Genomic DNA, 24,494 nt, shown 5'->3' on the forward strand with positions numbered 1-24,494 from the left:
CCGGAAACAGTGCCGAGTGAGAGGAGGCGGCACCATGGCGGAGAAGGGACCGGACCGGATCGCGGTCGTCACCGGAGGGGCCCGCGGCATCGGACGCGGCATCGCCGAACGGCTGGCCGGCGACGGGCTGGACGTCGCGGTCGTGGACCTGGCGGACATGCGCTCCGAGCTGGACGAAGTGGCCGAGGCGGTCCGGAAGAAAGGGCGCCGCTGCGCCGTGGCCACCTGCGACGTGGCCGACGCCGAGGACGTGGCGGCGATGGTCTCCCAGGTCGTGCGCGAGCTGGGCAGGATCGACGTGTTCGTCGCCAACGCCGGCATCGCCAAGGTGAAGTCCCTGCTCGACACCACCGCGGAGGACTTCGACCAGGTCATGAGCGTGAACCTGCGCGGGGTGTTCAACTCCTACCAGGCGGCGGCCCGGCAGATGATCGAGCAGGGGCACGGCGGCAAGATCATCGGGGCGGCGTCGATCGTGGCCTACCGCCCCTTCGAGATGCTGAGCGCCTACTCGGTGTCCAAGTGGGGCGTGCGCGGGCTGACCCAGGCCGCGGCCACCGAGTGGGCCAAGCACGGCATCACCGTGAACGCCTACTGCCCCGGCATCGTCGGCACCGAGATGTGGGAGCTGATCGACGAGAAACTCACCGAGCAGCAGGGCAAACCGCGCGGGGAGGCGCTGCGCGAGAACACCGAGCAGATCCTGCTGGGCCGGGTGCAGGAGCCCGCGGACGTGGCGGCGTTCGTCTCCTACCTCGCCTCCCCGGACTCCGACTACATGACTGGCCAGTCCGTCATCATCGACGGCGGAATCCAGTTCTCCTGAAGGCCCTGCCAGTACGGCGTTGGGCGGAGGCCTGGCGGCCCTCGCCTCTTCGTCAGAGGTGGAACCAGTGGATGTGGCGGCACCCGGAACAGACGTAGCAGGTCGCCTCCCTGTTCAGCCAGTCCAGGTTCATGAAGCTCATGCCGGCCGTGTTGAGCTTCCATTTGTACTGCTCGAACTGCCGTGCCCGCACACGGTGCAGGTGAGCTCCGTGCCGTTCGGGAGGGTGACGGGCCGGCCTCTCTCGGAGGCACTGAACGGGGGATCTCAGGGGGCATGGACCGTCCTATCCGTTGTCGGCGTACAGAGGCGTGCGCGCCGCACACGCGCCGGATCGCCCGCAACCCTACTTTCCCGGGCGTTCGGGCGGGCTCCGGCGGTTTCCCCGATGATCGGGGTGCCGGCTCCGCCCTCGGGGTGCAGGGGCGGAGCCGGCACCATGACCGATGCCCGGTCCCGCGCGATCCGCCTCAGTCCAGGTCCGGCACGGGCTGGCCGTCCATGGGAATGATGCGAACGTCCCCGCTGCGCTCGTGCCTGCTCGCGCTGCGCCAGAAATCGGCGAAGGACCGGTAGCTGGAGACGTCGCGCTGGCCGTCCCAGTACACGACGACGCGGTTCGGCCAGGCCAGCACCCGGCCGATCAGCCCGCCGTTCTCGGTTTCGTGGTCTACCCCGGCCAGCGCGAACAGCTGCGGCCGTTCCTCCAGACACAGCGCGGCGATCTCGGAGTCGAGGGAGAGCTCGGCAAGGACGCGGTCAGAGGACATGGGGGCCTCCCAGAGATCAGGTCAGAGCAGGAGGTAGCGGAGACCGTCCACCGTACTTCCTCTTCAGTGAATACATAGTGCGGTCTCCACTCGGTTGCTTCAGAAACGATACTCTATCCTGAAGCAGACTCAAGCGTCTTGGGGAAACCCTGGGTAATCCGCACCGGCCGTAGGATGCTGGGCCGGGCGACAAGGAGGTAGGCGTGCCACGCAAGGCGACAGTGCGGGCGCGAGGGCTCGGCGCTGAGCTGAAGGAGCTGCGGCAGCGGGCCGGACTGACCACGCGCCAGGTCGGCGAACTGATGAACTCGTCGACGGCGACCGTCAGCCGGATCGAGACCGGGCAACGCGGCGTCACCAGCGAAGAGGTCGCCGCGATGATGGTGATCTACAAGGCCAACCCGGAGGAGCGGGACCGGCTCGTCGGCCTTGCCCGCGAGGTCGACCGGCCCGGCTGGTGGGAGACAGGCGATTCGAACCTTCCGAAGCAGCTCACCGCTCTCATCGGGTTCGAGGCGCAGGCCACGCGGATTACCGAGGTCGCCATGCTCGGGATTCCCGGTCTGCTCCAGACGCCGGAGTATGCACGGGCGACCATGGAGGTCTCGGGAGTTCCCGCAGTGGCGGCGGAGACCAGAGTCGTCACACGGATGGGGCGTCAGACCCTTCTCAACCGCGCCGACTCGCCCCAACTGACCGTGATCATCGATGAGGCGGCGCTGCGCCGACCGCTCGGTGGTCCGGGCGTCATGGCTGATCAGCTCCGCCACATAAGCGAAGCTGGGCAGCGGGACAACATCGACATCCGGGTGGTGCCGTTCTCCCATGGAGGGCACCCCGCCATGAGCGGGGCGTTCTCCATGCTGGAGTTCAAGAAGGCGGCCACCATCGTCCACCTTGAACACCTGAAATCAAGCATCTTCGTCGATGACCCCAGGGATGTGGAGGCGTTCCGAAGCGCGGTCGCTAAGCTGGAGGAAATCGCCCTGAATCGGACAGATTCGGCGAAATTCGTAACTGATGTCGCCCGCTCTTATGAGGAGCCGTGACCCCTGCCAAGGACCTGTCCACCGCCACCTGGCACAAGAGCAGCTATTCGTTCGCTGAGACCAACTGCGTCGAAGTCGCCCGCCTCCCGGAGCGCATAGCGCTCCGCGACTCCAAGAACCCACACGCCACCCACCTGGGTTTCGACCGCGCCGCCTGGGTCGCGTTCCTCGGCCACCTCCGCCGCGAGCACTGAAACCCGGCGATCTTGAGCATTTCGTTCCTTCACCGCGCGTTGAAGGAACGCAATCCTCAAGATCGCCGGAAATAGCCCCACGGATCGGACGCGCGGACGACCATGCCCTCCTGTGCCCCGGCCCCCACCCCGAGCGGCGGTGAGGGTGGACGGATCTGGTCACGCAGAGCGCATCGCGGCGGGAGACCGGGGACCGACAAGCTTGCCACGCGCGGTGCGGGCCCTTGGGCTCCACCGCGTTTTTCCTGCACCCGGCCCGCTGGCCCCACTGGCCAGATCCCCTTCCCGTTGCCTACGGAGTCATCACCGGTTTGCCACCCCCACGGGAGCCAGCGACGGGGATGTGGTCGGAGTGAACCTGGCATAATCGCTGGGGCTTTGCACGGGAAGGTCCGACGATCCTGCTGCTCTGGTTGGCAGTGACATCCCGGGGTCCATACAGGGCCCCGCGTCTGTAACGCCCGCACCCCCTCCTCGTCCTTCGCACCGTGGAGTCCCCGATGCCCGACCTCAATGATGACGCCGACCTCCGGGGGCCTTTGCCCGGCCCGCTCAGGGTCGCGCGGGTCCTGCTGTTCGTGCTCGCCGCGATCACACTGGTGACGGCCGTCGCCGGGCTCGCGGTGAACGCCTTCGAGGCGACCTCCACCGCGGAGGCCGCTGGATTCGCGACCGCGCTCGCGTTGCCCGGTGTGCTTGCCATGGTCTGCGGCCTGCGATTGCGTAAGGGGCGCCGCCTGCTGCTGTGGAGCCTCGCCGCGCTGATGGTGTTCATGATCCTGCTGGCCCTGTCCACTATCGGCCAGGGGGACCCGCGCGGACTTATCCAACTCCTCCTGCCTTCGACGATCCTGGTGCTCGTCCTGCTTCCGACCTCGCGCGTCTATCTCAAGTAGCTGGCCGACGGCCGAACCGCCGGGGGCCGTGGACTGTGCGGCCGCACGTATCGCCTTGGGGCCCAATGAGACTTGGGTCCTCTTGGGTCTCTTCAACCCGGCGTCCCGTTCGTTAGCGTCAGCGCGTCACATCCTTCCTCATTGTCGAATTTCATCCCTCTACGCCGCCACGCTGTCCGGTGTCGGTCGGCAGCGGCCCGGTGGTAAGTAATGCTCCTGCGAATCCACAACCCCGACCGCGGCGCGTCGTTCATCGAGTACAGCGCGATCCTTGTACTGGTCGCGGCGATGTTCGTGACCGTAGCGGTGTCGGGGATCGCCGACCGGCCCGCGGTGATGATCAGTGATGCGCTGGACCGGATCACGGGCAACACCCCGGACAGTGCCAGCTCCGACCCGGGAGATGACACCTCGGGCGGCGGTGGCGACGATAGCTCCGGCGCCGGTGACGACTCGGGTGGCGCCGACGATGCCGATGGTTCCGGTGGTGACGGGAGCGGTGGCTCTGACGATGATGGCGATGACGGGTGCGGCTGGAACCCGATCTGCCACGGCGGTAATGCGCTCGATGCCACCGGTGATGGGTTGTCGACGGCCTGGGAGTGGACCACGGATACCGCAGCCCCACAGGTCGGGGGCTTTTTCAGCGGTCTTGGCCAGGGCGTTTGGAATGACATCACCGGCATCGGTGACATCTTCACCACCAACCCGATCGACACGGTCACCGGTATGTGGGAGGGCATCAAAGAAGACCCGCTCTCACTGGTGATCAGTCCAGAAGCCCGCGAGGCGTGGAGTAACGGGGACTACGGCGAGGCCCTGGGGCTGGGCACGTGGGATATCGGTTCCTGGTTCATTCCCGGTGCCGGGTGGGCCGCGAAGGCCGGAAAACTCGGCAAGCTCGCCCCCGGAAACAGTCGAGGCGACAGCAGCAACGACGGAAACAACAACAGGGACAACGACGACAACGACGACAATAACGAGAACAACTCCGGTCTGTCGTGTCCTATTGGAGGAAGCAGTTTCGTTCCGGGCACCGAAGTGCTCATGGCCGGTGGCGACCGGGTGCCAATCGAGGCGGTTGACGTCGGCGACGAGGTGTGGGCCTTCGACCCGGCCACCGGTGAGGAGGGGCCGCGCGAGGTCACCGGCCTGATCGGCGGCGCCGATGAGAAGACCCTGGTCGATATCGCCATCACCGACTCCAACGGCGAGACGGGGAGTGTCACCGCCACGGACGCGCACCCATTCTGGGTGCCTGAGGCCGGTGCGTGGGTCGAGGCGATCGACCTGGACCCGGGTACCTGGCTGCGCACATCGGCCGGCACCTGGACCCAGGTCACCGCGGTCGACATCCGAACCGTGGCCGACCAGCAGGTCCACAACCTCACCGTTGACGACCTGCACACCTACTATGTCGTCGGCGGCGCGAACACGGCCCTCGTCCACAACCAGAACGACTGCACTCCCGCCGGCCCGGAGGCGGTGGACGAATGGCGGCAACACTGGGCGGACGAGGGGCAGGCTTACTCCGGGAGGCGAAATGTGGCGGTCGCGGACACCAATATCGAAGGGTTTGAGAACACACAGCGCGCCGGAACCAGCGGTCCCGACCGTCCCGGAAGCACACCGATGCCCGGTCAGACGCGCTACAACGCCGACCGGTCGGCGGACTCCGAGCAGAAGATCCTCGAGGATATCGCCGACGAGCTGAACCCCAGGGACAGCAACGGAAACTACCCGGAGACCCGACCGGACATCGAAGGTTCCATCGACCTGTACTCCGAGCGGCCGCCCTGCTCATCGTGCGAGGGCGTGATCGAGCAGTTCGAGCGAGAGTTCCCCAATGTCGAGGTGAACGTACGACACGGGTAGGGGAAGGAGTCCCGACGTGCACGACGAGGAACCGCATGTCGACGCGTGGCTTGACCAGCTGGCCGAGGAGCTCCTGCGGCTGGACGCAGCGCGTCCGGAGGAGATCCGGGAATGCACCGAGCAGGAGGTCCGGCAGATCCTCGCGGAATGCCCGTTCGGCAGCCCACCGTCGGCATACGTCGGCTTCATGAGGAGGTTCGGGCGCGGTGCCGGCAACCTGTTCCGCGGGAGCGACATCCACTATCCGGCGTGCCTGGGACTGCGAGAGTACGCCGAGGAGTGCAGGCGGGAAGAGGACGAGAACGTGCCGATCGGCGAACGGTTCTTCTTCGGACACCACCAGGGCTACGTTCTCTACTGCTTCAAACCGGAGGACGAGAGGGTATGGAGCTACACTCTCCAGGGCGACGGCGAGGAGGTCGCCGCCCCCGGTTTCCAGTCGTTCATCGCGGACCGCCTCGCCATTCCGGAACGGTTCTGGAAACGCTTCCGCGAAAGGGACGAAGGAAACCGGAAGTCGTGACGTGTCCGCGCGGCGGCTCTCCAGCTACGTGTGGACACGTCACGAGCACGGAGCCGTGCACGTACGGGCGCCGGCCACAGCCGGGGACGGGGAGCGCTCGTCACCCGTCCCCGGACAGGGCCCGTGCCGGTGCGGGGCACCGGCACGGCTGATCAGGCGCCGTCCGGTGGCCCGTACCCACCCCCGCCGGGTGTCTCGATCACCAGCACGTCACCGGTACCCACGTCCACCGAGTCGCAGCCCGCGACGGGCACGACGGTGCCGTCGGCGCGCCGGACGCTGTTGCGGCCCAGGCCGCCGGGTGACCCGCCGGCCATGCCGTAGGGCGGCACCCGCCGGTGGCCCGACAGCGTGCTCACCGTCATCGGCTCGCGGAACCTGATCCGGCGCACCCCGCCGTCGCCGCCCCGCCACCGCCCGGCGCCGCCGCTGCCGCGCCGGATCGAGTACTCCTCCAGGAGCACGGGCAGCCGCCACTCCAGCACCTCGGGGTCGGTCAGCCGGGAGTTGGTCATGTGCGTCTGCACCGCGGACGTCCCGGGGAACCCGTCGCCGGCCCCGGAACCGGAGCTGATGGTCTCGTAGTACTGGTGCCGCTCGTTGCCGAAGGTGACGTTGTTCATCGTCCCGGCCCCCTCGCCCTGGATGCCCATCGCCGCGTAAAGGGCGCCGGTGACCGCCTGCGAGGTCTCGACGTTGCCGGCCACGACCGCAGCCGGGTACTCCGGCGCGAGCATCGAGCCCGGCGGGATGACGAGGCTCAGCGGTTTCAGGCAGCCGTCGTTGAGCGGGATGTCGTCGGCGACGAGTGTGCGGAACACGTACAGCACCGCCGCGGTCGCCACCGAGGATGGCGCGTTGAAGTTCGTGGCGAGCTGCGGCGAGGTGCCGGTGAAGTCGATCACCGCGCTGCGACTGGCCCGGTCCACCGACAGCCGCACCGAGATCACCGCGCCGGAGTCCATCTCGTAGCGGTACTCGCCGTCGTCGAGCGCGTCGATGACCCGGCGCACCGCCTCCTCGGCGTTGTCCTGCACGTGCCGCATGTAGGCCTGCACCACGTCGAGGCCGAAGTGGTCGATCATCTTGTCGACCTCCTCGACGCCCTTGGCGTTGGCGGCGATCTGCGCGCGCAGGTCGGCGAGGTTGACGCTCGGGTTGCGGGACGGGTAGGGCGCCTCGGTGAGCAGCCGCAGCGTCTCGGTCTCGCGGAACTCTCCCTGGTCGACGAGCAGCCAGTTGTCGAAGAGCACGCCCTCCTCGTCCACCCTGCTGCTGTGCGCCGGCATGGAGCCGGGGGTGAGCCCGCCGATCTCGGCGTGGTGGCCGCGCGAGGCGACGTAGAACAGGACGCGCTCACCGGTGTCGTCGAAGACCGGAGTCACAACGGTGACGTCGGGCAGGTGGGTGCCGCCGTGGTAGGGGTCGTTGACCGCGTAGACGTTGCCCGGGCGCAGCGTGCCCGCGTTGCGGCGGATCACCTCCTGGACCGTCGTGCCCATCGAGCCGAGGTGCACCGGCATGTGCGGCGCGTTGGCGATGAGGTTGCCGTCCGGGTCGAACAGCGCGCACGAGAAGTCCAGCCGCTGCTTGATGTTGACCGACTGCGCCGTCGACTCCAGCCGCGCCCCCATCTGCTCGGCGATCGACATGAAGAGGTTGTTGAAGATCTCCAGCATCACCGGGTCGGCGCGCGTGCCGACGTCGTCCTGGGCGCGGTCGTGCACCCGCTCGACCAGCAGCTGCCCGGCCGGTGTCGCGTGCGCCCGCCAGCCGTCGTCCACGACCGTGGTGGCGTTGGCCTCGGCGATGATGGCCGGGCCGGTCACCTGCTCCCCGGGGTGCAGCCGCTCGCGCCGGTGCAGCGGAGCGTCGCGCCACGCCCCGCCGGAGTGCAGCCGCACCACGTCGATCGGCCCCTGGGATTCGAGTGTGCCGGGGTCCCCGAGGTGGCTGAGATCGGGCTGCACGGTGAGCCCGGTGGCCTCGACCGAGACGGCCTCGGCGATGAGCGGGCGGTCCATGAGGAACGAGTAGGTTCTGCGGTGGCTGGCCTCGAACGCCGCGACCATGGTGTCCAGGTCGGCCAGCTCGACCGGCACAGGGGTGTCGGTTCCGTCGTAGCGCAGCTGGACCCGCCGGGTCACCGTGATCCGCTCGGCCGGCACCCCCTCGTCGAGCAGTTCCGCGCGGGCCTGCTCCTCCAGGGCCTTGGCGACCTCCTCCAGCCGCGGCAGCACGGCCGGCTCCAGCCTCGCCTCCACGGACTGCTCGCGCATCGCCGTGGTGTCGGCCATGCCCATGCCGAGCGCGGAGAGCACACCGGCCATCGGCGGGACGAGCACGGTGCGGATACCCAGCGAGTCGGCCACCGCGCACGCGTGCTGGCCGCCGGCGCCGCCGAACGTGGTGAGCACGTATCCGGTGACGTCGTGGCCCTTCTGCACCGAGATGCGCTTGACCGCGTTGGCCATGTTCAGCACGGCGATCCGCAGGTAGCCTTCGGCGACCTGCTCCGGGGAGCGCTCGTCCCCGGTCCGCGCGGCGATGGCGTCCGCCTGCTCGGCGAACCGCCGCCGCACCACCTCCGCGTCGAGCGGCTGGTCGCCGTCGGGGCCGAACACGTGCGGGAAGTGGGCGGGCTGGACGCGGCCGAGCATCACGTTGCGTCGGTGACGGTCAGCGGCCCACCGTTGCGGTAGCAGGCCGGGCCGGGGTGGGCCCCGGCCGAGTCCGGGCCGACCCGGTAGCGGCTGCCGTCGAAGTGCAGGATGGAGCCGCCGCCCGCGGCGACCGTGTGGATGTCCAGCATCGGCGCGCGCAGCCGGACCCCGGCCATCTGCGTGTCGAACACCCGCTCGTACTCGCCGGCGTAGTGCGACACGTCGGTGGACGTGCCGCCCATGTCGAAACCGATCACGTGGTCGAAGCCGGCCAGCCGGGACAGGTGCACCATCCCGACGATGCCGCCGGCCGGGCCGGATAGGATCGCGTCCTTGCCGCGGAAGTGCCCGGCCTCGGTGAGGCCGCCGTTGGACTGCATGAACATCAGCCGCACGCCGCTCATCTCCTCGGCCACCCACTGGACGTAGCGGCGCAGCACGGGGGAGAGGTAGGCGTCCACCACGGCGGTGTCACCCCGGGGTACCAGCTTCATCAGCGGGCTGACCTCGCTGGACAGCGAAACCTGGGTGAAGCCGAGCCGCCCGGCCACCTCCCCGATCGCCCGCTCGTGGTCCGGGTGCAGGTGGCTGTGCACGCAGACCACCGCGACGGCGCGGATGCCGTCGTCGTAGGCGGTCTTCAGGTCGGCGGCGAGCCGGTCGAGGTCGGGCGGCAGCAGCACCGTTCCCTCGGCCGTGATCCGCTCGTCGACCTCGATCACCCGCTCGTGCAGCAGCTCGGGCAGCACGATGTGCCGGTCGAAGATGCGCGGGCGGTTCTGGTAGCCGATGCGCGGCGCGTCGGCGAACCCGCGGGTGATCACCAGTGCGGTGCGCTCCCCTTTGCGCTCCAGCAGCGCGTTGGTCGCCACGGTCGTTCCCATCCGCACCGCGTCGACCTCGGCCGCCGGGATCGGGCCGGTGCCGGTTTCGTCGCCGGTGAGCAGGGCGCGGATCCCCGCCACGGCGGCGTCCCGGTAACGTGTCGGGTTCTCCGACAGCAGCTTGTGCGTCACCAGCCGGCCGTCCGGCCGCCGGGCGACGATGTCGGTGAAGGTGCCGCCGCGGTCGACCCAGAACTGCCAGCCGTCCTCGGCGGTCCCGCCGCCCTGGCCGGCGTTGGCCTCGATTCCCATGGTGACCAGCTCCTTCGTGTTGTGCTGAGGTGGTTGCCGGCGCCGGCGGCGGATGAGCCCGCCGCCGGCGCGGGGCGGGTCATCGCCAGAGTTCGGCGATGCCCGCCAGTGCCTGGTAGCCGATGAAGATGGTCAGCAGCCAGGCGAGCACGCCCACGGCCAGCAGCCACCGCGGGTACCGGTAGCCGCCGAGCAGGTCGCGGGTGCGGAATGCGGCGATCCACAGCATGATCCCCATACCCACCGGGAGGATGAGTCCGTTCAGTGCGCCGGCGAAGATCAGCAGCGTTGTCGGCGCCTGCTCCAGGACCAGGTAGATCGCGGCGGAGACGGCGATGAAGCCCGCGACGAGCCAGTCGCGGTACCTCGTCAGCGTGGCGGAGAACGTGGAGACGAAGGAGATCGAGGTGTAGGAGGCCCCGATCACCGAGCTGATCGCCGCCGCCCACATGATGACGCCGAACAGCCGCATGCCCACCTCTCCGGCGGCGCTCTGGAACGCGGCGGCCGGCGGGTTGGGACTGTCCAGGATGGAGGCCCCGGCCGTGACCACGCCGAGCACGGCCAGGAACAGCAGCACGCGCATCACCCCGGTGATGAGGATGCCGCTCACCGAGGCGCGCGAGATGGTCCGGACGTTCTCCGGTCCCCGGACCCCGGATTCGACCATGCGGTGCGCGCCCGCGTAGGTGATGTAGCCGCCGACGGTGCCGCCGATGATGGTCACGGTCGCGAAGAACATGTCGCTGCCCAGCGCCTCGGGCAGCACCGCCTGGCGCATCGCCTCCCCCACCGGGGGCCGGGAGGAGAACGCCACGTAGCAGGTGAGCAGGATCATGGCGACGCCGAGCACGACGATGATGCGGTCGATCGCCACCCCGGCCCGCCTGATGAGGAAGATGGCGATCGCGATCAGCGCTGAGACGGCCCCGCCGACCCGGACGTCGATCCCGGCCAGCGCGTCGAGGCCGAGCGCGGTCCCGCCGACGTTGCCGATGTTGAAGACCAGCCCGCCGAAGAGGATGAGCGCGGCGAGCAGGTAGCCGGCGCCCGGGAGCACCCTGTTGGCGAGGTCCTGTGCGCGTTCGCCGGCGACGCCGACGACGCGCCAGATGTTCAGTTGCACCGCGATGTCGACGACGATCGACACCAGGATCGCGAAGGCGAACGCGGCGCCGAGCTGTGCGGTGAATTCCGTGGTCTGGGTGATGAAGCCGGGGCCGACCGCACTGGTGGCCATCAGGAACATCGCCCCGAGCAGTGTGCCGCGCCCCGCGGCGGCTTTGAGGGAGAAGGAGGAGGTGGTACCGGCGTCGTGTCGTTCGCTCATGGCGGATCTCGTTTCGTCCGGGAGCGGGGGATGGGCGGCTCGGCGCCGAGGGCGAGCTGCCAATTGGATTGTTCAACAATCCTTCGATCGCGCAAGTGGCCGCTATAGTACAGGCTCGCCGTCGGATACGCCATACCTATCGGTGACCGCGATCACGAAACGCCGGGAACCCTCCGGTCGGGCCGATGGTGTCCGGCGATGGGACCGTTCGCCCCGCGGATCGGACAGAATCAGGAGAGAGCCCTTGCCGGGCCCCGGACCGCAGCGGATGCGTGGATGGAGTGGATCAGCCGTGACGGAGGAGTTGACCGACCTGCTCGCCGGCTCCCGGAACCTCGTGGGGCGGTCGAGCACCGTGGAACGGGTCGCCGACGTCCTGCGCGGGCACATCATCGATGGGGCCCTGGCGCCGGGCGCGCGCCTGTCCGAGGAGGCGATCGGCGCCGCGCTGGGAGTGTCCCGCAACACGCTGCGCGAGGCGTTCCGGCTGCTGAGCCACGAGGGGCTGCTGGTCCACGAGTTCAACCGCGGCGTCTTCGTCGCCAAGCCGACCGCCGAGGACGTCGTCGACCTCTACCGGGTCCGCCGCGCGCTGGAACTGTCGGCGCTGCGCGGGGCGGCGGAGGCGTCCGACGAGGCGGTCGCCCTGGTCGGAGCGTCCGTCGAGATGGGCCAGCGCGCCTTCGACAGCGGCGACTGGTGGGGGCTCGGCACCGCGAACATGCGTTTCCACCAGGCCATCGCCGGCCTGGCCGGCAGCCCCCGCACCGACGAGATCGTCCGCCGGCTCCTCGCCGAGCTGCGCCTGGTCTTCCACGTGATGTCGGCCCCGCGCGAGTTCCACGCCCCCTACCTGGAGCAGAACAAGGAGATCCACCGGATGCTGTGCGAGGGGCGCCTCGACGAGGCGGCCGACCGGCTCGGCGGGTACCTGGACGTCGCCGAGCGCCAGCTCGTCGACGCCTTCGCGGAGCTGGACGATCCGCGCAGTCAGGCGCCCGCCTGAGGCGCCGGTGCGTCTACCCTGTTCGCCCGCGCCGATCGGATCGCGCTGCGGCTTCGAATGTCGGGCGAGTCGTTCCCGCCGAACCACCAGTCCCCATAACAGCCTGGGGTGACGGGCGTGCCCGGCCAGTGCCTCGCGGCCGGTCGGGCGCGCTCCGGCGGGGAGCCGATCGAACGGAGTGATGAGCCGGTGAGCACCGAGACCGAACTGATCGTGGTCCGGCACGGGGAGACCGCGTGGCACGCGGAGAACCGGTACGCCGGCAGTACGGACATCGAACTGACCGACAGGGGCGTGCGCCAGGCCGACGCGCTGGGCCGGTGGGCCGCGACCGCCGGGATCACCGGGGTGCTCAGCTCGCCGCTGCGCCGGGCGTCGCACACGGCCGACGCGGCGGCACGCTACGTCGGGCTGCCGGTCGCCGTGGACGACCGGCTTGCCGAGGTGGACTTCGGCGACGGGGAAGGCCTGACGGCGGCGGAGATGCGGGAGAAGTTCGCCGCGGCGCGGGACCGCTTCGAGATCGACCCGGTGCGCAGCCCCCTTCCCGGCGGCGAGGACCCGCTCGCCGCCACCGCGCGCGGGCGCGCCGCGCTGCTGGCGGCCGCCGGGCCCGGGGGAAGGGTGCTGGTCGTTGCGCACGGCACCCTGCTCCGACTGGTCCTCTGCGCGGTGCTGGGGATCCCGCTGCGCTCTTACCGCGATGTGTTCCCAGTCGTCAACAACTGCCGCGGCGCGCGGCTCCGGCTACGCGGTGGAGCGTTCTCCCTCCTGGGCCTCAACGAGGCACTGGAGCGCTAGCGCGTCCGGTCCACCGCCATCGGGGTTCTCCGTCGGCCGCGTGCCTTTCACCATCCGGACGGGCGGCTGCCGCACGCGCCGGCGGCCCGCTCTCAGGGAACCCCGGACTTTCCCCTATTTCGCCCGCCGGCCCGAACCGGAGGGTCCGCGCCGGAGCATACTTGGAACATGACCGACGAACCGCTGTCCCGCGACGAGGTCGCCGCCTCCCTGGCGACCGGCCGGGAACTCGGCCCCGACTACGACGGCGCTGTCGCCGACGCCCTGGCCGAACGCCTTGAGCACGCCATCGACCAGCGTGTCGACACCCGCATCACCGAACGCCTCGCCGAGGCGCGGCCGGCCCGCTCCAGGGAACAGGACATCAGGATCGCGGGTCTGCGCTTCGCCATGGCCGTGGTGTCCCTGGTCCTCGCCGTGCCTCTCACGTTCGTCGCCAGCCGGGCCGACAATGAGGCCGGGGCGGCGGTCCTCGCGGTGTGGTTCGGCATCGCCGCGGTCAACGCCGTCTTCCTGTTCGCGACCCGGCGTCCGCGTTCCTAGAACAGCAGGAGCGAACCGAGCCAGTAGGCGCTCCACGGCCGCGGGCACGGCCGGTAGGTCGGAGGGTGCTTCCCGGTACGGCGGACCTTGAGCTCGTCGCCTTCCAGAAGGTCGGGAACGACGCGGTCCAGCACACCGTCGAAGGTGCCGGAAGGATCCGCGGTCCGTAGGCCCTGACCTCGGAGGAGAGATCCGTGACGCGTACCCGGGTGAGAGAGCGGTCGATGGCCGATCTGCGGGCGGCCCAGAGGGCTCCGGTACAAACCAGCGCCGCGCCGACCGCCGCCACGAGCCATCCGATGAGAGGGACCGGAAGGAGCATGGCGTACAGTCTGGCACTTTCGCCTCCCGTCCCGGCGGTCGGACTTTCCCGGTCCCCATCCCCCGCGCCGTTCCCCCAAGGGGAACCGGTGTCCTTCGCGCCGCGGCCCGGTCGAAACCTCCGAGGGCGGGAACAACAGGAACGGCGGCTCTGAAGGAGGAACGTTGGGACCGTCTCACGATGACCTCGGTGACGGCGCGCGTGAACAGGCTCTGCGCGGGCTCGTCGATCGGGGTGTCATCTCGGCGGAGCAGGCGGTGGCGGTGCGGGAGGCGCTGGCCGGGGCGAAGAGCGAGCGGCCGCGGGTGCGCTGGTCCGAGATCGCCGGTTACATCGGGGGCGGGCTCGTCCTCGCCGGGGCCTTCGCCCTTGTCGCCACCTCCTGGGAGGAGCTGACCCAGAGCGCGCGGATCGCGGTGCTCGCGGTGCTCAGCGTCGCCCTGGTCGCCGGCGGGACCGTCATGGCGGGCGGACCGCGCGCCATGACGGGCCGGAGCCACCGGGTCCCCACGGTGCGGCGGCGGATCACCGGGGTGCTGCTCGCACTGGCGTCCGTGACCACCGCCCTCGCCGTCAACGAGTTCACCGAGGACGGCTCGTTCCTGGTCGGGAGCGCGGTCGGCCTGGCGGTCGCCGCGGCCGGCTACGTGGCGCTGCCCTCCGCTGTCGGCCTCGTGGCCTGCTGGGGGATGAGCGCCGCGGTGGTGGGCTCGGCGATCGACGAAGCGTGGCCGGATGCCGCCGACGGGCTCACCATGGGCGTGTCCTACCTGGTGCTGGGACTGCTCTGGGGCCTCGCGTCCGGCTTCGGCGTGCTCACCCATCGCCGGCTCGGTCTCGGACTGGGCGCGGGGACCGCCCTCGCCGGTGCCCAGCTTCCGTTGTCCTGGGACGGCGAGTCCGTATGGGGGTACTCGCTGACGCTGGCCGTCGCCGTGCTGCTGCTCGGCTACTACCACTGGGATCGCACGGGCGTGCTGCTGGTGTTCGGGGTACTGGGGATCACGATCGCCGTCCCGGAGATGGTGTGGGACATCACGGACGGCGCGATCGGCGCGGCGGCGGTGCTGCTCCTGGCGGGTGCCGTGCTGCTGGTCGCCAGCTGGATCGGCATCCGGTTGCACCGGGGCCGCCACCCCGAGGGCTGAGGGGCCGGGCCCGCCCGTGGACGCGGGGTATCGGGGGCGGCACGTGGAGCAGGATGATGACCATGGGGAGGAGTGCCGCTCCCGCCACTGGCACGGGCGGAGGTGACGTGCAGTGCTCTACTGGATCCTCAAGGCGGTCCTCGGCCCGCTCCTGGCCGTGCTGTGGCGGCCGCGGGCCGAGGGGGTGCACCACGTTCCGCGGACGGGGCCGGCGATCATGGTCGGCAATCACCTGTCCGCCTTCGACCACCTCTTCGGTCCGCTCCCGGTGCCGCGCAGGATCACCTTCCTGGCCAAGAAAGAATACTTCACCGGTACCGGTGTGAAAGGGCTCTGCCAGCGGTGGTTCTTCGAGGGGGTCGGATCGGTCCCGCTCGACCGCTCCGGCGGGAAGGCCGGCGAAACGGCGCTGCGCGCCGGGCTCAAAGCGCTCAGGCAGGGCAAGCTCCTCGGAATCTACCCGGAGGGAACCCGCTCGCCCGACGGAAGGCTGTACCGCGGGAAGACCGGAGTGGCGCGGCTCATCCTGCGCTCCCGGACGCCGGTGATCCCGATGGCGATGATCAACGTCGACCGCATCATGGAATCCGGCCGTCTCGTCCCCCGGTTCGGCGTCCACCCCACGGTGCGCTTCGGCCCGCCGCTCGACTTCTCCCGGTACCACGGAATGGAACACGACCCGCTGGTGCTGCGCGCGGTCACCGACGAGATCATGTACACGCTGATGCAGATGTCCGGGCAGGAGTACGTCGACCGCTACGCCCAGTCGGTCAAGGAAGAGCTGCGGGAGGACGCGCGGCGCCGCCGGGCCCGGAAGGACGCGGCCACCGAAGGCGAACGGTAGGCGCGCCCTCCCGGGCGGGGAGACCTACAGGCCCTTGTCCAGACCCGCGCGGCGCAGGGCGTCGGCCATGCTGCCGCCCGGTTCGCCGCGATCCTTGCTCGGGCGGCCGTTTCCGCGCTTGCCCTTACCGCCGCGGCCTTTGCCGGAGGAGTCGCGCTGGCGGTCGCGCCCGCCGCCCTCGACCTCGTCGTCCAGCCGCATGGTGAGCGATATGCGCTTGCGCGCGGTGTCGATGTCGAGCACCTTCACCCGCACGATGTCGCCCGGCTTCACGACGTCCCGCGGGTCGTCGACGAAACTCTTCGACATCGCCGAGACGTGCACGAGCCCGTCCTGGTGCACACCGATGTCGACGAAGGCGCCGAAGGCCGCCACGTTGCTGATGACCCCCTCCAGGAGCATGCCGCGTTCCAGATCGTCGAGGGTCTCCACGCCCTCCTTGAACGACGCGGTGCTGAACGCCGGGCGCGGGTCGCGGCCGGGTTTCTCCAGTTCCTTGAGGATGTCGGTGACCGTGGGCAGCCCGAAGGCGTCGTCGACGAAGTCGGCGGGCCGCAGTGTCCCCAACAGCGAGGCGTTGCCGATCAGCGCGTTGATGTCGCAGTCGGCCGAGCCGAGGATCCGGCGCACCACGGGGTACGCCTCGGGGTGCACGCTGGAGGAGTCCAGCGGGTCTTCGCCTCCGGCGATCCGCAGGAAGCCGGCGCACTGCTCGAACGCCTTGGGGCCGAGCCGCGACACCTCCTTGAGAGCGGTACGGGAGCGGAACGGGCCGCGGGCATCGCGGTGGTCGACGATGTTCTGCGCGATCCCGGAGCTGATACCGGAGACCCGCGTCAGCAGCGGAACCGAGGCGGTGTTGACGTCGACACCGACGGCGTTGACGCAGTCCTCGACCACGCTGTCGAGGGAGCGGGACAGCTTGGTCTCGGAGAGATCGTGCTGGTACTGGCCCACGCCGATGGACTTCGGGTCGATCTTGACGAGCTCGGCGAGAGGGTCCTGCAGGCGGCGGGCGATGGAGGCGGCGCCGCGCAGCGACACGTCCAGGTCGGGCAGCTCCTTGGAGGCGTAGGCCGAGGCGGAGTAGACCGAGGCGCCGGCCTCGCTCACCATGACCTTGGTCAGCTTGAGCTCGGGGTGCCGTTTGATCAGGTCCGCGGCGAGTCTGTCGGTCTCGCGTGAGGCGGTTCCGTTGCCGATCGCGACCAGTTCGACCGCGTGTTCGCGCGCGAGGCGCGCGAGGGTGGCGACGGCGTCGTCCCAGCGGCGCTGGGGCGCGTGCGGGTAGATGGTGTCGGTGGCCACCACCTTGCCGGTGGCGTCGGCCACGGCGACCTTTACGCCGGTGCGCAGCCCGGGGTCCAGGCCGATGGTCGGGCGGCTCCCGGCGGGGGCGGCCAGGAGCAGGTCGCGTAGGTTGCCGGCGAACACCTGCACACCGTCGTCCTCGGCGGCCTGCCACAACCGCATGCGCAGGTCGATGTCGAGACGGACGGAGACGCGGGTGCGCCAGGCCCAGCGCACCGTGTCGAGCAGCCAGGTGTCGGCGGGGCGGCCGCGGTTCGTGAGGCCGAAGTGCGCGGCGATGGCGCGCTCGTAGCTGTTCGGACCGGTCTGCGCGGTCTCGTCGGCCGGGGGTTCCTCCGGCTCCAGCGTGAGGCTGAGCACCTCCTCCTTCTCACCGCGGAACAGAGCCAGGATCCGGTGTGAGGGCAGGCGGGTGAACGACTCGGCGTAGCCGAAGTAGTCGGCGAACTTTGCGCCGGACTCCTCCTTGCCCTCGCGCACCTGCGACGTCAGCCGGCCGCGTGACCACATCCGCTCGCGCAGCGTCCCGATGAGATCGGCATCCTCGGTGATCCGCTCCACCAGGATGGCGCGGGCCCCTTCCAACGCGGCCGCCGCGTCGGCCACACCCCGGTCCGCGTCGACGTATTCAGCGGCCGCGGCGTGCGGATCCTGCTCCGGGCCGGTGAAGAGCAGGTCGGCCAGCGGTTCGAGCCCGGCCTCCCGTGCGATCTGGGCTTTGGTGCGCCGCTTCGGCTTGTAGGGGAGGTAGATGTCCTCGAGCCGGGCCTTGGAGTCGGCTTCGTTGATCCGGGCTTCGAGCGCGTCGTCGAGCTTGCCCTGGGCGCGGATCGACTCCAGGATCACGGCCCGCCGCTCCTCGAGCTCCCGCAGGTAGCGCAGGCGCTCCTCAAGGGTGCGCAGTTGCACGTCGTCGAGGGCGCCGGTCGCCTCCTTGCGGTAGCGGGCGACGAACGGGACGGTGGCCCCGTCGTCGAGCAGCCCGACGGCCGCTGCCACCTGCCGCTCGGTCACTCCGAGCTCTTCGGCGATCCGATGATCAATAGACGTCGTCACGGTTGCTGGTCCACCTTCTCGTTCCGGTCCGTGCTGCATTGTCCTGGTGTCGGCCCCGCTTGTCATCTTCGAGGGGCGGCGATTCTCCCGCGGTGCGCGATCGACGCTCGGTACGGGGCGGGATGACGCAGTTGCACGGGGTGCTCCGTTCGGTAACGGTCTCCCGCGGTGGGGCGCCGGCCATGGGAGGCCTGCCGATACGCGAGCCGGTCGCCACCTGCGGGCCGTTCGTGCCGAACGGCAAGGCCAGGCTCCCTCAGGCGGTCGAGGACGTCCAGTCCGGGCGGGTCCGCCCGGCCGTACCGTACGCAGGAAGCGACATTCTGTGACGATGCGGTTTCCGGCGGGGCGGGCGCTCGCCGCCGCAGGCTTCTCAGCGCCCGGAGTCGCGCCTCATCAGGGTGACGACCGTCAGGAAGATCGCGATGATCCCCAGCACGATCAGCCCGGTCAGCAGAAGGTAGCCGAGTCCGAAATCGAGGTTCATGGTGGCCGACTACCCGGCCGCCTCGCCGTTCACCGCGGCGTGCCCGCCGCTCCCGCTGTCTCCGGCAGCCGGACCCCGAAACCGCGCCAGGCCAGTTTGAGCAGTACCTGACCGGGCGCGGTGAGCTGGTTGAGGCGTGCCGTGCACAGCGCCGAGAGTGCGGACAGCGCCGCGTCGTAGCGGTCGCCGCCGACCCGGCGCGCCTGGTCGAGGACCCCCGTGTTGTGCCACACCTTGGTCCGGGCCTCCACGAGCAGGCGGCGTGTCGCGGCGCGGTTCGCCGGCCGGAGCAGCCGGTCCAGCGGGCTCAGTCGGATCCGGTGCCCGAGCTCGGTGTCCTCGGCGGCGACCCGCCTCATCAGCACCTCGTCGACATGGTGGTGGTCGGCCGCCCTGCGCCGCAGCAGCCCCGGGTCGTCGAACTCCGCCGGGCCGATGACCCGGATCAGCGCCTGCGGCAGGTCGTAGTTGATGTGGGCGTTCATGCCGAGGAGGACGTGCCGCAGCGGTGACAGGCCGGTGGCGTCGCGGGCGGTGTCGAAGGCGACGCGCCAGGGGCCGGGTACCGGATCCCCGCGCAGGTCGGCGGCCAGAGCGTCCAGGTACAGCTCCGCGAAGGCGATGTCCCAGCGTTCCAGCCAGGCGTTGTCGGAGAACCCGCCGCGGTCGATCTCCTCGGCGATCGCACGCGTCGTGCGCAGGTACGTCGAGTGGAAGAAAGCGCGGGCGTCGCCGCAGCGCCGCAACCGGTCGAGGTCGGCCGCCATGCGGTCGATGAGCTCGGTGAGGCCGTCGCACACGGGGCGCCCGCTCACCGGCCGACGGTGGCCCGGGCCGCCCGTTCGGGACGGCTCAAGAGTCCCCGTTGAGGAGATCCGGGGCGTAGTACTCGTCCACCGGCAGCGGACCGCGGTAGCCCTGGCACATGCACGTCCGGTAGGTGCTGCCGCTCTGCCCGGTCCACCGGCCGGGGATCACCACCTGCGCCTGGCACCTCTTGGACTCGTGGTCGTGGAAGACGAGATGATGTCCGCAGCCGCAAATGGGCTGCGGGTTGCGCTGCCCCGCGGACACCGCCTGCTGCGGCGGGTGCTGAGCCGGCGCTGTCTGGCGTTTGGTGATAGCCCGGCCGACCAGGACCCCGCCGAGCGCGATAGCCGCCCCGAGCACCAAGCTCACTGGTTCCACGATGCGTACCGCCTTCCAACGACCGTCGGTTACATTGTCGCCCAATCTCCCCGCGACATGCTTTTCGGAAGCGCGATCCGGTAGGTGTTTTTTGTCCGGAACCGGGCCGGGCGCCGTAGGGGACGGGGTGCCGCGCGCGGTGCCGGCCCGCTGTCCGGACCCGCGTCCGTTCGGATCCTCCCCGGACGCGGTGCCCGCGCCGCTGCGGATCCCCGCTCCCATCGCCGCCCACCGCGGTCGACTGAACCGCTACCCTGTGCCACCGTGACTACTGTGCGCGCTCCGATGACCCTGCACGACGTGATGGCGGTGTTCGAGGGGATCTACGATCCCGGCTGGGCCGCCTCCTGGGATGCGGTCGGCCTGGTGTGCGGGGACCCCGCGCGGCGGGTGGAGAGGATCCTGTTCGCGGTCGACCCCGTTGCGGAGGTCGTGGACGAGGCCGCGGAATGGGGCGCCGACCTGATCGTCACACACCACCCTCTGCTGCTGCGCGGCGTGACCAGTGTCGCGGCCACCACCCCGAAGGGCCGCCTCGTGCACCGCCTGATCACCTCGGGAACGGCCCTGTACACCGCGCACACCAACGCCGACACCGCGGATCCGGGCGTCTCCGACGCGCTGGCCGCGGCCGTCGGGCTGCGGGGGCCGCTGCGCCCGCTGGCCCCCGATACCACAGATCCGGAGGGCCGCCGGGGCATCGGCCGCGTCGGGGCTCTGCCCGAGCCGTTGAGCCTGCGCGCCTTCGCCCGCCAGGTGGCGGCCGGGTTGCCCGAGACGGCCGCGGGGATCCGCGTCGCCGGTGACCTGGAGCGCACGGTCCGCACCATCGCCGTCTCGGGCGGGGCGGGAGACTCCCTCCTGGGAGAGGCGCGGGCCGCGGAGGTCGACGTCTACCTCACCTCCGACCTGCGCCACCACCCGGTCTCGGAGTTCACCGAGCACGGCGATGGTGCGCTGATCGACACCGCCCACTTCGCCAGCGAATGGCCCTGGCTCTCCGACGCCGCCGGCCGTCTCGTCGGCGCGCTGGGCAGCGAAGGCGCTAACGTGGAGACCCGCGTATCCACAATCGTCACAGACGCCTGGTCGCAGTCGTTCTGAGTGTTCGACCGTCCCGGGGGCCGCGGCCACGAGCCACCCGCGTGCCGGGCCGGCGTCGAACTCGCCGGCCGGGACGCATCGCCGCTGAATGGAGTCGCAGTGAAAGCCGAACCCGCTCACCAGACACGTCTGCTGGACCTCCAGGAGATCGACAGCCGGCTGGCCCAGCTGTCGCACCGCGCCCGCAATCTTCCGGAGATCGCCGAGGTCCAGCGGCTGGACACCGGCATAGAGGAGCTGCGCGGCCGGCTGACCGCCGCCGAGACCGAGCTGTCGGACCTGGAGCGGGAGCAGCGCAAGGCCGAGTCCGACGTCGACCAGGTGCGCACCCGCGCCACTCGCGACTCCAAGCGGCTGGACGCCGGCCAGGTCTCCTCGCCGAAGGAGTTGGAGCGCCTGCAATCGGAGATCGCCTCGCTACAGCGCCGCCAGTCCGAGCTGGAGGAGGTCGTGCTGGAGATCATGGAGCGGAGTGAGGCCGCCGAGGCGCGCCGCGTGGAGCTGCGGAAGGAACTGGACGCCTCGCTGGCCGCCCGCGAAGCCGCAGAGGACCGGCGGTCGAGCGCCATGCTGGAGATCAGGGACGAGCGCGCTTCGACGACCGAGCGGCGGGAGCGTGTGGCCGAAGAGATCCCCGAAGACCTCCTCGCCTTCTACACGAAGCTGCGCGACCAGTACGACGGTGTGGGGGTCGCGGCACTGCGGTACGGCCGCTGCGAGGGCTGCAAGCTCGCCCTGAGCACCGCCGAGCTCGGCCAGCTCCGCACCGCCGACCCCGACGAGGTGCTGCGCTGCGAGGAATGCCGGCGCATCCTCGTCCGCACGCCCGAGTCCGGGCTGTGATCCGCACAATGAGACCGAAGGAGGGGCGCTGATGAGCCGGCGGCTGCTGGTGGAGGCCGATGGCGGATCGCGGGGCAACCCGGGGCCGGCGGGGTTCGGCGCGGTGGTCCGCGACGCCGTGAGCGGGAAGGTGCTGACCGAGGTCGCCGAGGGAATCGAGACCGCCACCAACAACGTTGCCGAATACCGGGGGTTGATCGCCGGCCTCGCCGCGGCCGCGGAGACCGATCCGCGGGCCGAGGTCGAGGTGCGGCTGGATTCCCGGCTCGTCGTGGAGCAGATGGCGGGCCGCTGGAAGATCAAGCACCCCGACATGCGGTCACTGGCCCGGCAGGCCCACGAGCTTGCCGGCACCTTTTCGGGCGTGACCTACACCTGGGTTCCGCGCGTGCGAAACGCGCACGCCGACCGGCTCGCCAATGAGGCGATGGACGCCGCCGCCGAGGGGCGCCCGGTGCGGCTGGACCCGAAAGGCGGATCCGACCCGGAGCCCCCGGACGACAACCCCACCCCGCGCCCGGCCCCCACCGGGTGGTCGGCCCCGGACACCGAGCCCACTCGGCTGATCCTGCTGCGGCACGGCCAGACACCGTTGTCGGTCGAGCAGCGGTTCGCCGGCGTCGGCGATACCGAGCTCACCGAGGCCGGGCACGAACAGGCGCGAGCGGCCGCCCGGCGGCTCGCCGGCCGCGGCGTCGACGCCGTTGTCTCCTCCCCGTTGCGCCGCGCCCGCGACACCGCCGGCCACGTTGCCCGGGAACTGTCGCTCGACGTGCACGCCGACGAGGGGTTCCAGGAGGTCGACTTCGGTGAGTGGGAGGGCATGACCTTCGCGGAGGTGCAGCGGAGCCGGCCCGAAGAGCTCGACCGCTGGCTGGCCGATCCGGCCGTCGCTCCTCCCGGGGGCGAGAGCTTCGAGACGGCGGTCCGCCGCGTGGTGGAGGCGCGGGACAAGATGCTCGCGCGCCACCGAGGGCAGACGGTCCTCGTCGTCAGCCACGTGACACCGATCAAAATCCTGGTGCAGCAGGCCATGCTGGCGCCGCTGCGGGCGCTGTACCGGATGCACCTCGACGTCGGCTGCCTGTCGGAGATCGACTGCTTCGACGACGGGCCGATGGTGGTGCGCTCGCTCAACGACACGGCGTATCTGGCCTAGCCGCGGCGGATGCGGCACGGGCTTCCAGGGGCCCGTGCCCCGGTAGAATGAGGAGACAGGGGAGAGTCGGCCAGGCGGTCGCGGCACCGTTCGCGGTGTCGAGGAAAGTCCGGACTCCACAGGGCAGGGTGGTCGGTAACACCGACCCGGGGTGACCCGCGGGAAAGTGCCACAGAAAACAGACCGCCACCGTCCGCGGTGGTAAGGGTGAAACGGTGGTGTAAGAGACCACCAGCGGCCGGAGTGATCCGGCCGGCTGGGTAAACCCCACCCGGAGCAAGGTCAAGAAGGGGGGCCACGGCCTCCCACGCGGACGTTCGAGGGCGGCCCGCCCGAGGTCCGCGGGTAGACCGCACCGAGGCTGCCGGCAACGGCAGTCCCAGATGGATGACCGCCGCGGTCCCGCGGGGACCGTACAGAATCCGGCTTACCGGCCGACTCTCCCCCTCGCGTTCGCCCGGTGCCGCTTTCCGCCGGAGTCTTCGGTTACCTCCCTGACCAGGGGCCGGTGCGCCGATTCTTCCGGAGACCGCAAACCCCGCTAGATTAGAGGGACCGCGTCCCGTGCGCCGATGGGCGGGGTGCTCGTAGGTCCGTTGTGGTGTCGAATGCGAATCAGGTGCCGGTGAAGATGGACTCCTCCGTGACGTGGATGATCTTGTTCGGCCTGCCTCTCCTCGCGATCGGTGCGATCATCGCCTTCGCCCGATACCACGCGTCCGAGGTGCAGCAAGACGGCCGGGACGACGACCCGAAGGCCGAGTGAGCGCGGTCCGGTCCGCTTGACGGCCGGTGATCGGTCGCGGGCGACTCCTAGCGTGCGGACCGCCTCGAGAGCGTGAGAAAAGGGGGCGGGGCGTCGACAGGCGCCCCGCCCCCTGCGTCTGGTCGGGCCGTCTCAGCCGAACCGGCGGTCGCCGTAGGGGTAGCCGCCGGAGTCGTAGCGCGGCTGGCCGCTATCGCGGTAGGAGGGCCATTCGCCCGACGGGGCCTCGTAGCCGTACCCGTATCCCTCGCCCTGGTCCGGAGGCGGGGGAACACTGTAGTCGCCGAGTACGTCGCCATAGCCGCTGTAGGGCGCAGGTGCCCCGGGCCCGGCGGGCGGGGCGGGGGTAGTCGGTGGGTGGGATGTCGGGGCGTGTGTAGTTGCCGGTGTCGTAGGTGTCGCGGTTGAACGTGTTGGTGTTGTAGGGGGAGGGGATTTCGAATCCGCCGCCCGGGGTCGGCGGAGGCTGGTCACCGGCGGGCCGGCTCCACCCCGACTGCTCCCAGGGGGACGGCTGCGCGCCGGTGCCGTACCCGTACCCGGGACGCTCCATGGGCGGGTTCGTGTCGGCGGAGGGGCCGCCGTATCCGGTGGGGGGAGACGGCAGAGGTCCGGCGGGCGGGGCGGGGGTAGTCGGTGGGTGGGATGTCGGGG

The 24,494-nt window shown here is 70.4% G+C and carries 23 protein-coding genes, 1 other RNA gene and 1 pseudogene; 17 read left to right on the forward strand and 8 right to left on the reverse strand.

Features of this window, described 5'->3' with window-relative positions:
- Nucleotides 1-34 precede the first annotated feature (34 nt).
- Complete coding sequence (locus tag VS93_RS11060) at nt 35-826, forward strand: acetoin reductase (RefSeq protein ID WP_046469865.1); 792 nt, start codon at nt 35-37, stop codon at nt 824-826.
- Nucleotides 827-878: 52 nt separating this feature from the next.
- Here VS93_RS11060 and VS93_RS29745 read toward each other — a convergent pair whose 3' ends face one another.
- Nucleotides 879-1,019, reverse strand: coding sequence for a hypothetical protein (locus VS93_RS29745; RefSeq protein ID WP_162231671.1), 141 nt, complete (start codon nt 1,017-1,019; stop codon nt 879-881).
- A gap of 277 nt (nt 1,020-1,296) precedes the next feature.
- On the reverse strand, nt 1,297-1,596 hold the full coding sequence (locus tag VS93_RS11065; protein WP_046469866.1) for a hypothetical protein: 300 nt from the start codon (nt 1,594-1,596) through the stop codon (nt 1,297-1,299).
- Nucleotides 1,597-1,799: 203 nt separating this feature from the next.
- On the opposite strand from VS93_RS11065, the gene VS93_RS11070 reads away from it, so the two are divergent.
- The 5 genes from VS93_RS11070 to VS93_RS11090 all read left to right on the forward strand — a co-directional run bounded on the left by VS93_RS11070 (nt 1,800) and on the right by VS93_RS11090 (nt 6,133).
- Nucleotides 1,800-2,645, forward strand: coding sequence for a helix-turn-helix domain-containing protein (locus tag VS93_RS11070; protein WP_046469867.1), 846 nt, complete (start codon nt 1,800-1,802; stop codon nt 2,643-2,645).
- Nucleotides 2,642-2,839: a DUF397 domain-containing protein gene (locus VS93_RS11075; protein WP_236700480.1), complete on the forward strand. Its 198-nt coding sequence runs from the start codon at nt 2,642-2,644 to the stop codon at nt 2,837-2,839. The genes VS93_RS11070 and VS93_RS11075 overlap by 4 nt, the downstream gene beginning before the upstream one ends.
- A 500-nt stretch (nt 2,840-3,339) precedes the next feature.
- The gene (locus VS93_RS11080) at nt 3,340-3,735 is read left to right on the forward strand and encodes a hypothetical protein (RefSeq protein ID WP_046469868.1); all 396 of its coding nucleotides are present in this window, start codon (nt 3,340-3,342) and stop codon (nt 3,733-3,735) included.
- A gap of 210 nt (nt 3,736-3,945) precedes the next feature.
- The gene (locus VS93_RS11085; protein WP_046469869.1) at nt 3,946-5,610 is read left to right on the forward strand and encodes a polymorphic toxin-type HINT domain-containing protein; all 1,665 of its coding nucleotides are present in this window, start codon (nt 3,946-3,948) and stop codon (nt 5,608-5,610) included.
- Between the two features lie 16 nt (nt 5,611-5,626).
- A complete protein-coding gene (locus VS93_RS11090) occupies nt 5,627-6,133 on the forward strand; it encodes a hypothetical protein (protein ID WP_052745685.1) in 507 nt (168 codons plus the stop codon).
- A gap of 152 nt (nt 6,134-6,285) precedes the next feature.
- On the opposite strand, the gene VS93_RS31495 is transcribed toward VS93_RS11090, so the two are convergent.
- From VS93_RS31495 to VS93_RS11100, 3 genes and pseudogenes are all read right to left on the reverse strand, one after another.
- Nucleotides 6,286-7,785, reverse strand: a complete 1,500-nt coding sequence (locus tag VS93_RS31495; RefSeq protein WP_338022723.1) for a hydantoinase B/oxoprolinase family protein — start codon at nt 7,783-7,785, stop codon at nt 6,286-6,288.
- A gap of 29 nt (nt 7,786-7,814) precedes the next feature.
- Nucleotides 7,815-9,932: pseudogene (locus tag VS93_RS31500) on the reverse strand (hydantoinase/oxoprolinase family protein); the annotation flags it as partial.
- 79 nt (nt 9,933-10,011) lie between these two features.
- Nucleotides 10,012-11,181: an NRAMP family divalent metal transporter gene (locus tag VS93_RS11100; RefSeq protein WP_236700483.1), complete on the reverse strand. Its 1,170-nt coding sequence runs from the start codon at nt 11,179-11,181 to the stop codon at nt 10,012-10,014.
- Between the two features lie 349 nt (nt 11,182-11,530).
- On the opposite strand from VS93_RS11100, the gene VS93_RS11105 reads away from it, so the two are divergent.
- The 5 genes from VS93_RS11105 to VS93_RS11125 all read left to right on the forward strand — a co-directional run bounded on the left by VS93_RS11105 (nt 11,531) and on the right by VS93_RS11125 (nt 15,926).
- A complete protein-coding gene (locus VS93_RS11105) occupies nt 11,531-12,268 on the forward strand; it encodes a GntR family transcriptional regulator (RefSeq protein WP_046469871.1) in 738 nt (245 codons plus the stop codon).
- A 189-nt stretch (nt 12,269-12,457) separates the two neighbouring features.
- Nucleotides 12,458-13,069, forward strand: coding sequence for a histidine phosphatase family protein (locus tag VS93_RS11110; protein ID WP_046469892.1), 612 nt, complete (start codon nt 12,458-12,460; stop codon nt 13,067-13,069).
- Nucleotides 13,070-13,237: 168 nt separating this feature from the next.
- Nucleotides 13,238-13,612 (forward strand): hypothetical protein, encoded by a 375-nt coding sequence (locus VS93_RS11115; RefSeq protein WP_046469872.1) that lies wholly within the window; start codon nt 13,238-13,240, stop codon nt 13,610-13,612.
- Nucleotides 13,613-14,098: 486 nt separating this feature from the next.
- Nucleotides 14,099-15,082 carry a DUF2157 domain-containing protein gene (locus tag VS93_RS11120; protein WP_046469873.1) on the forward strand — a complete coding sequence of 328 codons (984 nt, stop codon included), beginning with the start codon at nt 14,099-14,101 and terminating at the stop codon, nt 15,080-15,082.
- A gap of 112 nt (nt 15,083-15,194) precedes the next feature.
- Nucleotides 15,195-15,926 (forward strand): lysophospholipid acyltransferase family protein, encoded by a 732-nt coding sequence (locus tag VS93_RS11125; RefSeq protein ID WP_082126808.1) that lies wholly within the window; start codon nt 15,195-15,197, stop codon nt 15,924-15,926.
- A gap of 24 nt (nt 15,927-15,950) precedes the next feature.
- Here the strand turns inward: VS93_RS11125 and VS93_RS11130 are convergent, their stop codons facing one another.
- Nucleotides 15,951-18,293, reverse strand: a complete 2,343-nt coding sequence (locus tag VS93_RS11130) for a Tex family protein (RefSeq protein WP_046469874.1) — start codon at nt 18,291-18,293, stop codon at nt 15,951-15,953.
- A gap of 122 nt (nt 18,294-18,415) precedes the next feature.
- Here VS93_RS11130 and VS93_RS28015 point away from each other — a divergent pair, with 122 nt between their 5' ends.
- Nucleotides 18,416-18,622: a pirin-like C-terminal cupin domain-containing protein gene (locus VS93_RS28015; RefSeq protein ID WP_082126809.1), complete on the forward strand. Its 207-nt coding sequence runs from the start codon at nt 18,416-18,418 to the stop codon at nt 18,620-18,622.
- 187 nt (nt 18,623-18,809) lie between these two features.
- Here the strand turns inward: VS93_RS28015 and VS93_RS11135 are convergent, their stop codons facing one another.
- Together VS93_RS11135 and VS93_RS11140 are read right to left on the reverse strand one after the other, a co-directional pair.
- Entirely contained in the window at nt 18,810-19,595 is a 786-nt protein-coding gene (locus VS93_RS11135; RefSeq protein WP_201776614.1) for a DUF5995 family protein, read from the reverse strand.
- A gap of 37 nt (nt 19,596-19,632) precedes the next feature.
- On the reverse strand, nt 19,633-19,968 hold the full coding sequence (locus VS93_RS11140) for a hypothetical protein (protein WP_046469875.1): 336 nt from the start codon (nt 19,966-19,968) through the stop codon (nt 19,633-19,635).
- A 285-nt stretch (nt 19,969-20,253) separates the two neighbouring features.
- On the opposite strand from VS93_RS11140, the gene VS93_RS11145 reads away from it, so the two are divergent.
- The 5 genes from VS93_RS11145 (at nt 20,254) to VS93_RS29080 (ending at nt 23,840) form a co-directional block, all read left to right on the forward strand.
- A complete protein-coding gene (locus VS93_RS11145) occupies nt 20,254-21,072 on the forward strand; it encodes a Nif3-like dinuclear metal center hexameric protein (RefSeq protein ID WP_046469876.1) in 819 nt (272 codons plus the stop codon).
- Between the two features lie 99 nt (nt 21,073-21,171).
- On the forward strand, nt 21,172-21,915 hold the full coding sequence (locus VS93_RS11150; protein WP_046469877.1) for a zinc ribbon domain-containing protein: 744 nt from the start codon (nt 21,172-21,174) through the stop codon (nt 21,913-21,915).
- Between the two features lie 31 nt (nt 21,916-21,946).
- A complete protein-coding gene (locus tag VS93_RS11155; RefSeq protein ID WP_046469878.1) occupies nt 21,947-23,074 on the forward strand; it encodes a bifunctional RNase H/acid phosphatase in 1,128 nt (375 codons plus the stop codon).
- Nucleotides 23,075-23,136: 62 nt separating this feature from the next.
- An RNA gene (rnpB, locus tag VS93_RS26930) (RNase P RNA component class A) lies at nt 23,137-23,520 on the forward strand.
- A gap of 155 nt (nt 23,521-23,675) precedes the next feature.
- On the forward strand, nt 23,676-23,840 hold the full coding sequence (locus tag VS93_RS29080; protein WP_156184782.1) for a hypothetical protein: 165 nt from the start codon (nt 23,676-23,678) through the stop codon (nt 23,838-23,840).
- Nucleotides 23,841-24,494 lie beyond the last annotated feature (654 nt).

The sequence above is a fragment of the Allosalinactinospora lopnorensis genome (assembly GCF_000981225.1).
Lineage (GTDB): Bacteria > Actinomycetota > Actinomycetes > Streptosporangiales > Streptosporangiaceae > Allosalinactinospora > Allosalinactinospora lopnorensis.

Bases quoted from the DNA above. Each gene is read 5' to 3' on its own strand.
- VS93_RS11060 (WP_046469865.1), top strand. From the start codon at position 35: ATGGCGGAGAAGGGACCGGACCGGATCGCGGTCGTCACCGGAGGGGCC.
- VS93_RS11065 (WP_046469866.1), bottom strand. From the start codon at position 1,596: ATGTCCTCTGACCGCGTCCTTGCCGAGCTCTCCCTCGACTCCGAGATC.
- VS93_RS11080 (WP_046469868.1), top strand. From the start codon at position 3,340: ATGCCCGACCTCAATGATGACGCCGACCTCCGGGGGCCTTTGCCCGGC.
- VS93_RS11085 (WP_046469869.1), top strand. From the start codon at position 3,946: ATGCTCCTGCGAATCCACAACCCCGACCGCGGCGCGTCGTTCATCGAG.
- VS93_RS31495 (WP_338022723.1), bottom strand. From the start codon at position 7,785: ATGTCGATCGCCGAGCAGATGGGGGCGCGGCTGGAGTCGACGGCGCAG.
- VS93_RS11100 (WP_236700483.1), bottom strand. From the start codon at position 11,181: ATGTTCCTGATGGCCACCAGTGCGGTCGGCCCCGGCTTCATCACCCAG.
- VS93_RS11105 (WP_046469871.1), top strand. From the start codon at position 11,531: ATGCGTGGATGGAGTGGATCAGCCGTGACGGAGGAGTTGACCGACCTG.
- VS93_RS11115 (WP_046469872.1), top strand. From the start codon at position 13,238: ATGACCGACGAACCGCTGTCCCGCGACGAGGTCGCCGCCTCCCTGGCG.
- VS93_RS28015 (WP_082126809.1), top strand. From the start codon at position 18,416: ATGACGCAGTTGCACGGGGTGCTCCGTTCGGTAACGGTCTCCCGCGGT.
- VS93_RS11145 (WP_046469876.1), top strand. From the start codon at position 20,254: ATGACCCTGCACGACGTGATGGCGGTGTTCGAGGGGATCTACGATCCC.
- VS93_RS11155 (WP_046469878.1), top strand. From the start codon at position 21,947: ATGAGCCGGCGGCTGCTGGTGGAGGCCGATGGCGGATCGCGGGGCAAC.